At 66.0% G+C, this 1,123-nt stretch carries 1 protein-coding gene; it reads left to right on the forward strand.

The features are described from left to right. Nucleotides 1-1,123 (forward strand): DNA polymerase III subunit alpha (gene dnaE / locus UK12_RS32665; protein WP_045306836.1); only part of this gene is annotated, 1,123 nt, incomplete at both ends.

A 1,123-nucleotide genomic window follows, 5' to 3' on the forward strand; every position in this document is an offset into this window, starting at 1 on the left:
GTTCCTGAACCCCGAGCGCATCAACCCCCCGGACGTCGACATCGACTTCGACGACCGCCAGCGCGACCAGATGGTGCGCTACGTCACCGAGAAGTACGGCTCCGCCTACACCGCCCAGGTGAACACCTTCGGCACCATCAAGGCCAAGGCCGCGGTCAAGGATGCCAACCGCATCCTGGGCTACCCCTTCGCCATGGGCGACCGGATCACCAAGGCGATGCCGCCGGACGTGATGGGCAAGGGCGTCCCGCTGGCGGACCTGTTCAACGAGAGCCACCCCCGGTACAACGAGGGCACCGAGATCCGCTCGCTGTACGAGAACGAGCCGGACGTCAAGAAGATCATCGACACCGGTCTGGGCATCGAGGGCCTGATCCGCGGCACCGGTGTGCACGCCGCCGCGGTCATCCTCTCCTCGACCCCGCTGCTCGACCTGATCCCGCTGCACAAGCGGGACAAGGACGGCGTGATCATCACCGGCTTCGACTACCCGTCGTGCGAAGCCATGGGTCTGATCAAGATGGACTTCCTGGGTCTGCGGAACCTGGGCATCATCGACCACTGCATCAAGATCATCAAGGCCAACCGCGGTGTCGAGGTCGACATCGAGAAGATCGCGCTGGACGACCCCACCACCTACCAACTGCTGGCCCGGGGCGACACCCTGGGCGTGTTCCAGCTCGACGGCGGCCCCATGCGCGCCCTGCTCAAGCTGATGAAGCCCACCGAGTTCGCCGACATCTCGGCCGTCTCCGCGCTGTACCGCCCCGGCCCGATGGGCATGAACTCGCACACCAACTACGCCCTGCGCAAGAACGCCCAGCAGGAGATCGTCCCGATCCACCCCGAGCTGGAAGCCCCGCTCAGCGAGGTCCTCGGCCCCACCTACGGTCTGATCGTCTACCAGGAGCAGGTGCAGCGAGCCGCGCAGGTGCTGGCCGGCTACAGCCTGGGCCAGGCAGACCTGCTCCGCCGTGCGATGGGCAAGAAGAAGAAGGAGGTCCTGGAGAAGGAGTTCGTCCCGTTCCAGGCCGGCTGCCGGGAACGCGGCTACTCCGACGAGGCCATCCAGGCCGTGTGGGACGTCCTGGTGCCGTTCGCCGGCTACGCGTTCAACAAATCG

The sequence above is a fragment of the Saccharothrix sp. ST-888 genome (assembly GCF_000955975.1).
Classification (GTDB): Bacteria; Actinomycetota; Actinomycetes; order Streptomycetales; family Streptomycetaceae; genus Kitasatospora.